This window comes from Mesorhizobium sp. M4A.F.Ca.ET.020.02.1.1, from assembly GCF_004022645.1.
In the GTDB taxonomy this organism is placed as follows: Bacteria; Pseudomonadota; Alphaproteobacteria; order Rhizobiales; family Rhizobiaceae; genus Mesorhizobium.
Genome location: NZ_RZOI01000208.1, coordinates 1 through 8,388, shown reverse-complemented (window position 1 = coordinate 8,388; position 8,388 = coordinate 1). Strand labels below are relative to the sequence as shown.

At 63.9% G+C, this 8,388-nt stretch carries 8 protein-coding genes; 1 reads left to right on the top strand and 7 read right to left on the bottom strand.

Annotation, left to right across the window (positions count from 1 at the left end):
- Both nusA and rimP read right to left on the bottom strand, forming a co-directional pair.
- A partial coding sequence (gene nusA / locus EN742_RS15285; protein WP_128332984.1) for a transcription termination factor NusA occupies nt 1-1,546 on the bottom strand: 1,546 nt, incomplete at its 3' end.
- Nucleotides 1,547-1,594: 48 nt separating this feature from the next.
- Nucleotides 1,595-2,227, bottom strand: coding sequence for a ribosome maturation factor RimP (rimP, locus tag EN742_RS15280; RefSeq protein WP_126056669.1), 633 nt, complete (start codon nt 2,225-2,227; stop codon nt 1,595-1,597).
- A 330-nt stretch (nt 2,228-2,557) separates the two neighbouring features.
- Here rimP and EN742_RS15275 point away from each other — a divergent pair, with 330 nt between their 5' ends.
- Nucleotides 2,558-2,722 carry a hypothetical protein gene (locus tag EN742_RS15275; RefSeq protein WP_126056670.1) on the top strand — a complete coding sequence of 55 codons (165 nt, stop codon included), beginning with the start codon at nt 2,558-2,560 and terminating at the stop codon, nt 2,720-2,722.
- 58 nt (nt 2,723-2,780) lie between these two features.
- Here EN742_RS15275 and EN742_RS15270 read toward each other — a convergent pair whose 3' ends face one another.
- The 5 genes from EN742_RS15270 to EN742_RS15250 form a co-directional block, all read right to left on the bottom strand.
- Nucleotides 2,781-3,482: a tRNA (guanosine(46)-N(7))-methyltransferase TrmB gene (locus tag EN742_RS15270; RefSeq protein ID WP_127406452.1), complete on the bottom strand. Its 702-nt coding sequence runs from the start codon at nt 3,480-3,482 to the stop codon at nt 2,781-2,783.
- A gap of 20 nt (nt 3,483-3,502) precedes the next feature.
- Nucleotides 3,503-4,768 (bottom strand): methionine adenosyltransferase, encoded by a 1,266-nt coding sequence (gene metK, locus EN742_RS15265; protein ID WP_126056672.1) that lies wholly within the window; start codon nt 4,766-4,768, stop codon nt 3,503-3,505.
- A 168-nt stretch (nt 4,769-4,936) separates the two neighbouring features.
- Nucleotides 4,937-5,356, bottom strand: a complete 420-nt coding sequence (locus EN742_RS15260) for a helix-turn-helix domain-containing protein (protein ID WP_126056673.1) — start codon at nt 5,354-5,356, stop codon at nt 4,937-4,939.
- Nucleotides 5,357-5,495: 139 nt separating this feature from the next.
- Entirely contained in the window at nt 5,496-7,088 is a 1,593-nt protein-coding gene (gene lnt, locus EN742_RS15255) for an apolipoprotein N-acyltransferase (protein ID WP_128332983.1), read from the bottom strand.
- 137 nt (nt 7,089-7,225) lie between these two features.
- On the bottom strand, nt 7,226-8,299 hold the full coding sequence (locus tag EN742_RS15250) for a hemolysin family protein (protein WP_127404992.1): 1,074 nt from the start codon (nt 8,297-8,299) through the stop codon (nt 7,226-7,228).
- Nucleotides 8,300-8,388 lie beyond the last annotated feature (89 nt).

The following is an 8,388-nucleotide window of genomic DNA, read 5'->3' as shown; positions in this document are numbered from 1 at the left end:
CTTCGGTGATCCAGCCGGCCTGGAGGCGGGCAGCCAGAACCATCTGCTCGGCATCGGCGCGCGACACGCCGTGGCTGGCGAGTACGCCCGGATAGACCTTGGTCTCGCCGTCCTTGCGTTCCTTCCAGCCGGTCAGGTCGTCGGCGGCATAGCCGGCGAAATCCTCGATCGTCTTCACGCCGTCCTCGCCGAGCGTCACCATCATGGCGGTGGTGATGCCGGGGATTTCGCGCAGCTCGTCCTCGACGCCGAGCGCCTTGCGCTTGTCGTCATGCTCGGCCTCGATCTTCTCCAGATACTCGCGGGCGCGGGTCTGGATTTCCGAAGCGGTGTCCTCGTCGAAGCCGTCGATCGAAGCGATCTCGCCGGCGTCGACATAGGCGACTTCCTCGACGCTGGTGAAGCCTTCGGAGGCCAGCACCTGGCCGACCATCTCGTCGACGTCGAGGGCCTCCATGAACAGCGCCGAACGCTCGACGAATTCCTTCTGGCGGCGCTCGCTCTCTTCCTGCTCGGTCAGGATGTCGATGTCCCAGCCGGTAAGCTGCGAGGCGAGCCGGACGTTCTGGCCGCGGCGGCCGATGGCCAGCGACAGCTGGTCGTCCGGCACCACGACCTCGATGCGCTCGGCGTCCTCGTCGAGCACCACCTTGGCGACCTCGGCCGGCTGCAGCGCGTTGACGATGAAGGAAGCGGCCGACGGCGACCACGGGATGATGTCGATCTTCTCACCCTGCAATTCGCCGACCACCGCCTGGACGCGGCTGCCGCGCATGCCGACGCAGGCGCCGACCGGATCGATCGACGAATCACGCGAGATGACGGCGATCTTGGCGCGCGAGCCCGGATCGCGGGCCACCGACTTGATCTCGATGATGCCGTCGTAGATTTCCGGCACTTCCATGGTGAACAGCTTGGCCATGAACTGCGGATGGGTACGCGACAGGAAGATCTGCGGGCCGCGCTGCTCGCGGCGCACGTCGTAGACATAGGCGCGGACGCGATCGCCATATTTGTAATTCTCGCGCGGGATCAGCTCGTCGCGGCGAATGATCGCCTCGCCGCGGCCGAGATCGACGATGACGTTGCCGTATTCGACGCGCTTGACGGTGCCGTTGACGATCTCGCCGATGCGATCCTTGTATTCGTCATACTGGCGGTCACGCTCGGCCTCGCGCACTTTCTGCACGATGACCTGCTTGGCCGACTGGGCGGCGATGCGGCCGAAATCCATCGGCGGCAGCTGTTCGGCGATGAAATCGCCGAGCTGGGCGTCGGGGTTGCGCTCGCGGGCCGAGGAAATGGCGATCTGGGTAGCGTAATCCTCGACCTTCTCGACCACTTCCATCAGCCGCTGCAGCTTCATCTCGCCGGTGTTGGCGTTGATGTCGGCGCGGATGTTGGTCTCCTGGCCGTAGCGCGAGCGCGCCGCTTTCTGGATCGCATCGGCCATGGCGGCGATGACGATCGACTTGTCGATCGACTTTTCACGCGCGACCGCATCGGCGATCTGCAGCAGTTCCAGTCTGTTGGCGCTTACAACCATTGTCTTTCTCCCGAGCCTGTTGCCGGACCTTTCGCCGGGCGGCTCAAATCAATTGTCCTGTTCGGTTTCGTTTTCCGTATCCACGGCTGCGTCTTCCGCTTCGCCGCGACGCTTCCTGGCTTCCTTGCGCGCCCTGTTGTCCTTCGACAGAGCGTCGCGGATGAGATCATCGGTCAGCACCAGCCGAACATCGGCGATCGCATCGTAAGGCACGCGCACCGTCGGCTCCTCGCCATAGGCCGCCTTGTCGCGGGCGATCAGCACGCCATCGGCGTCGCTCTCGGCGATCTTGCCCTTGAAGCGCTTGCGGTCGCCGACGAGGACCGATGTCTCCATCTTGACCAGATGGCCGGTCCAGGTGGCGAAATCCGACTTGCGCACCAGCGGCCGGTCGATGCCGGGCGAAGAGACCTCGAGATGATACGCCTTTTCGATCGGATCTTCGACATCGAGCGCCGGAGAAACGGCGCGGCTGACCTCTTCGCAATCCTCGACGGTCATGGTGCCGTCCTCGCGTTCGGCCATGATCTGCAGCGTCAGCCCGTTCTGGCCCGACAAATGCACCCGCACCAGGCGGAAGCCTATGCCGCGCAGCACCGGCTGCACAATCAGCGCGATGCGGGCATCGATGCCGCTTTCGCGGATGATACGGTCGTCGGCGTCGATTGCCGCTGCGCTCATCAGGTCCCTGTCGCTCTTTCTTCGTGACTGGCCGGCAGGTAATAAAAAAGAGCGGGACCGGGTGGACCCACTCTTCGTCATACCGACCAAGAATTTGACGCTGATATAGACGATCCCGGCCGGCGTTTCAAGTCTACCGTGAGGAGCGTGGCAAACGCGGCGGTCTTGCTGCGGACCACCAGCAAATGGAGGCCGGCCCAGGCAGCCTTGCGCCCGGCGCATGGCGTCCATGCGGTAACGCCCCTGTGATCGCTGGCGCGCCGCGCCTATCTATGTTGCATCGCACAACAAGAGAAATTGCGCGCGGTGGCGCGCGAAAGGTTGAAAATCATGGGTAGCCGCAAGCTGTTTTCCGCCATCGGCGACATCTTCACCACATTCGGCAGCGCCGTTGCCGCGTCGCGCGCCGTCGAGGCCGGCCGCAGGCCGCGCACCAACGATCTGCGCAAACTTGGAATGGACCCGGCCGCCTTCGACAGGATGGGTCGCTTCTGAAAGATCGGGCGCTTCTGATGCAACTGCCCCTGGCGCGGTTAGCCGTATCGCGCCGGGCCTATGTTCTGACGAAAGTCAGATAGGCGGGCTGCCGGCCCTCACGCAGGGCCTTGGCCTCATAGCGCGTGCCTGGCCAGGCATCGTAAGGCCGATGCCAGTCGGCCGCGTCCCGCGCCTGCCATGTGAAGGCGCCGTGCACCCGGCAGTGCAACAGTGTCCAATTCACATAAGTGTCGATGTCGGAGGCAAAACGGAATCTTCCGCTCGGCTTCAGCACCCGGGCGAAACGGTCGAGATTGACCGGACCGACAAAGCGCCGCTTCCAGTGCTTCTTCTTCGGCCAGGGATCAGGATACAGCAGGTCGATGCCGTCCAGCGAAGCTGGCGGCAGCCAGTCGAGCAGCCGTGTGGCGTCGTCGTCATAGACCCTGAGATTGGCCAGCGGCTTTTCCCTGACCGCCATCATCAGCTTGGCCATGCCGTTGACGAACGGCTCGACGCCGATAAAGCCGGTTTGCGGAGCCGCCGTCGCGCGATGCAGCAGGTGCTCGCCACCGCCGAAGCCGATTTCAAGCTGAATAGCGGAAACATCGGTGGCAAACAGCTGGCGCAAGTCGGCTGGCGGCTCGGCCGCCAGATCAAGCCGATAGGTCTGAAAACCGCTTTCCAGCGCCGCGGCCTGCTGCGGACGGATGGTCTTGCCGCGCCGGCGGCCGAAGAAAGCTTCGGTCGCGCGGCTCGGCCTGTCTTTTGTATCCATGGACAGGTTTGCAGTCGCCGTCAGGCGGCGACCGCGTCCTTCAGCGCCTTGGCGAGATCGGTCTTCTCCCAGGAGAAGGAACCGTCGCGGCCGGCCTTGCGGCCGAAATGGCCATAGGACGAGGTTTTCGCGTAGATTGGCCGGTTGAGGTCGAGGTGGCGGCGGATGCCGGAGGGCGACAGGTCCATGACCGAGCGCAGCGCGTCCTCCAGCCTTGCCTCGTCGACCTTGCCGGTGCCGTGCAGGTCGACATAGACCGACAGCGGCTGGGCGACGCCGATGGCGTACGACAGCTGGATGGTGCAGCGGTCGGCGAGCTTGGCGGCGACCACGTTCTTGGCGAGGTAGCGCGCCGCATAGGCTGCCGAGCGGTCGACCTTGGTGGTGTCCTTGCCGGAGAAGGCGCCGCCGCCATGCGGCGCCGCGCCACCATAGGTGTCGACGATGATCTTGCGCCCGGTGAGGCCGGCGTCACCATCCGGACCGCCGATGACGAACTTGCCGGTCGGATTGATGTACCAGTTGCAGTCCTCGGCGATCTTGAGATCGCCCAGCGCCTCGCGGATATAGGGCTCGACGACCTTGCGGACCTTCTTGGAATCCCAGGTCGCATCGAGATGCTGGGTCGACAGCACGATCTGCGTCGCTTCCGCGGCCTTGCCGTCGACATAGCGCACGGTGACCTGGCTCTTGGCGTCCGGCCCGAGCTTGCCGGCCTCGCCGTCACCGTCATGGCGCGCGGCGGCCAGGAGCTCGAGAATCTTGTGGCTGTAGTAGATCGGCGCCGGCATCAGGTCCGGAGTCTCGCGGCAGGCGTAGCCGAACATGATGCCCTGGTCGCCGGCACCTTCCTCGCCCTGGCGGTCGGCGGCGTTGTCGACGCCCTGGCCGATGTCGGGCGACTGGCCGTGCAGCAGGACATCGATCTTCGCCGTCTTCCAGTGGAAGCCGGCCTGCTCGTAGCCGATCTCGCGGATCGCCTTGCGGGCTACCGACTTGAACTTTGCCGGATTGACGACCGGATGACCGGCGGCGTCCTTGAGGATGTTGCCGGCCTTGTCTTTCCTCAGCAGCGTCTCTGGAACCCGGACCTCGCCGGCGATGACGACACGATTGGTCGTGGCCAGGGTCTCGCAGGCGACACGGACCTTCCAGGGATCCATGCCGGTTTTCTTGGCCTCGCGATAGACCAGATCGACGATCTCGTCGGAGATACGGTCGCAAACTTTGTCGGGATGGCCCTCGGCAACGGATTCCGAGGTGAAGAAGTAGTTCAGCCGCGTCACGGGTGTCCCCTCTTGAAAAAAATCGACAGGTTGCCGATTTTGGCGCGCCACGTGTTAGCGGTGCCGGGCGCCGCTCGTCAAGCGCCGCCGCGGTTCTGGCATGAATGTGAGCACAGTTTGTCTTGTGCCACCACCGACGGGGCGCCGTCGGTGGCACAAGCCCCTGGATCAGTCGGCGTCGTCGGTAGAAAGCGATTTCACCAGATCGATGATCCTGCGACGCACCTTGACGTCGGCAATCTTGACGAAGGCGCGGTTGAGTTGAAGCCCTTCCGGACTGCCGCAGAATTCGACGGCGAAAGCCATCGACGCGTCTTCGGCAAATCCTCGGTTGCCCACGGCCTCCTGACCCGGGGCATCCTCGAAAAAGAAGGCTACGGGCACGCTGAGGATGGACGCTATGGCCTGCAAGCGGCTGGCGCCGACCCGGTTGGTGCCTTTCTCGTACTTCTGGATCTGTTGAAACGTGATGCCGAGATTCTCACCCAGCTTCTCCTGGCTCATTCCAAGCATATTTCGCCGAAGCCTGATGCGACTTCCGACATGGATGTCGATCGGATTCGGCTTTTTCTTGTTTTCTTCTGTCATTTTCTCCTCGCCGAATTTTTCCGGCTTTTTCTATTTTTTCTTGCCCAAACGAAGCCGGAGCCAACTGCCCCAACAGAACCTCCAACCGACTTCGAGAAATTTCAGGCGCTTACAGTATGAGTTTCTAATGTGTCGGCTGTCAATTCACCCGTAGCCGCTGCCTTACATTCAATGCGAGGGCTCCCAGCGCGAACAGGAACATGATCAGCAATCCGTTAATGCGCCGCCGATCGGCAGAAATGAGGGCGCGCCCAGAGATCGGTACGCGCGCGTCGATGGCACCGCGCGTGTTGACTGCGAGCGCGTCGACAATGCGGCCGCGCGAGTCGACAATGGCGGAAATGCCATTGTTAGCCGCGCGCAACAAAGGCAATCCATTCTCCACCGCGCGAATCTGGGCCTGCCTGAAGTGCTGGTATGGTCCCGGCGTGTCGCCGAACCACGCATCGTTCGTGACGTTCACAATAAGCTGAGATGACGCTGCGTCAACCGTCACAAGGTCGGGGAAAATGACTTCATAGCAAATGAAGGGGAGCGCCCGCACGCCGTCCGGCAGCGCGATCGGATGGCGCACGTTGCCGGGCGCGAAATTCATCGGGCCGGCGACCAGTTGTTCGACCCCGAAGCGGTCGAACAGGTCGGCGAAAGGCAGATATTCGCCGAAGGGCACCAGATGGATCTTGTCGACGGCGTCGGTGATCTCGCCCTTGTCGTTGATCGCCACCACGGAATTGTAATAGCGGCTGCCGGCGCCTGCCGCCGAGCCGCCCTCTTCGCGGACGACGCCGGCGATCAGCATCTGGCCCTCGCCGAGCATGTCGCCCAGCGCGGTCAGCGCGTCCGGACGCTCGGTGAAGAGGAACGGCACCGAGGTCTCCGGCCACAGGATCAGCTGCGGCTTGGCATGGCCGGATTCTGGCGCCTTTCCCGACAGGCCGAGCAAGGTGGCGAAGATGCGGTCGCGAACCGAAGCGTCCCATTTTTCGCTGAGGTCGACATCCGGCTGCACGATGCGGACATCGACCGAACGGGTCGCCGGCTCGACCCGGGCGGCGAGCCTGGCATGGCCGAAGCCGACATGGGCGGCGACAAGCAGTATGAGCAGCGCGAAACCCAGGCGAAGCTGGCGGCGCGCCGCGACGAGAGCGGGCAGCGAAAAGACGAAGACGGCGAGCGTGTTCATGCCGATCATGCCGGTCACCGAGACGCTCTGCATCAGCAACGGCACCGGCATCGCCGCATAGCCGATGGCATTCCACGGAAAGCCGGTGAACAGGAAGTCGCGCAGCCATTCCGTCAGGCCGAAGCCGAAGGCGAGCGCGGCGATGCGGCCGATGTCGTTGCTCCAGAGCAGCCGTGCCACGACCGTGGCGAAACCGTAGAAGAATGCGAGCGCGAAGGGGATGCCGACCACCGCGAAGGGCAAGGCCCAGGCGAAGCTGTCGGCTTCGACCAGCAGCGCCTGGCCGATCCACCACAGGCCGGCGAGGAAATAGCCGAAACCGAACCACCAACCGATGGCGAAGGCTGGTTTCAGCCGCCCCAGCCAGCCATCGGAGGCTTCGCCGGTCGCGCCATCGATCAGCCAGACCAGCAGCGGAAACGAGATGAAGCAGACGGCGAAGAAATCGTAGGGCGCCTGGGCGAGGACCGCCAGCGCTCCGGCGAGAAACGCCACCAGCGCCCGCCGCCACCCCCACAGCAGAATTATCCGGCCGGCCAGGCGCTGCATACAGGCTTCCGAGTCGCGCGAATCACGGCAAAAGATTTATCAGGCCGCGGTCCGCGCTCCAAACATCGATAAGCGCAATCTGATGTTATCTGTGTTACCTGTGCCAGCCCTCGATGCTGAGATCATGGGGGCAGATTTCAGGCCTGCTCGGCGCGGGCGGTGCGGCGGCGGCGCTCGCCCTTCTGGATCTGCACGATGCGCACGCGCTTGACGCGGCGCGGATCGGCGTCGAGCACGTGGAATTCGAAGCCGGGGATGGCCTGCACCACCTCGCCGCGGGCAGGCACCCGGCCCAGCGTGTTGAAGATCATGCCACCGATGGTGTCGACATATTCGCCATGCTCGCCGGCAGTGAAATCCTCGCCGATCATCTTGGCGACCTCGTCGATCTCGGCCTTGCCATCGACGATGAAGTTGCCCTCGCCGGTCTGGGTGATCATCGGCTCGTCGTCGTCATGTTCGTCCTCGATGTCGCCGACCACCATCTCGACGATGTCTTCCAGAGAGGCGAGACCGTCGGTGCCGCCATACTCGTCGATCACCAGCGCCATCTGGGTGCGCGTTGTCTGCATCCTCCCCATCAGGTCGGAAGCGAGCATGGAGGGCGGTACGAACAGCACCGGGCGGATCAGGTTGAGCTCGCCGATGGTGCGGGCGAGATCGACCTGGGCGAGGTCGAGAAGCGTCGCCGCCGGGGTCTTGCGGCTGGTGCGTCCCTTCTTGACGCGAGCCAGCTTGGTGATGTGGGCCAGCACGTCGCGGATATGGACCATGCCGCGCGGGTCGTCGAGCGTCTCCGAATAGACCGGCATACGGGAATGGCCGGACTGTTCGAAAACGCCGAGAAGATCGCCCAGCGTCGTCGTGATCTCGACCGCCTCGATGTCGGCGCGAGGCACCATGACGTCCTCGACGCGCACCTCGCGCAGGCGCAGGATGTTGTTGAGCATGGCGCGCTCGCCGGGCGAGAAGGCGCCGGCGTCGCTCGCCGTTTCGGCCAGCGCGTCCGCTATCTCCTCGCGCAGGCTGGTTCCGTTACGCTGCCTGAACAGGCCAAGCACGCGATCGAACAGGGAAGGACCGGCAGGCGATGGCTCGCTGGCGATGCTGCCGGTCGTGGTACTCGGACTCGAGCCCTCTTCCGTCTTTTCGGAAGGCTTGGCCGCACTGCCGGCGTCGGGGCGGGCGGCAGTCTCTGGTTTGTCGTTCATCGTCGTCCGGTCAATTGGTCTTTTTAGTTACGCGTAGGGATCGGGAATGGCAAGCCTCGCAAGCGCGGCGCGCTCGATCGCTTCCATCT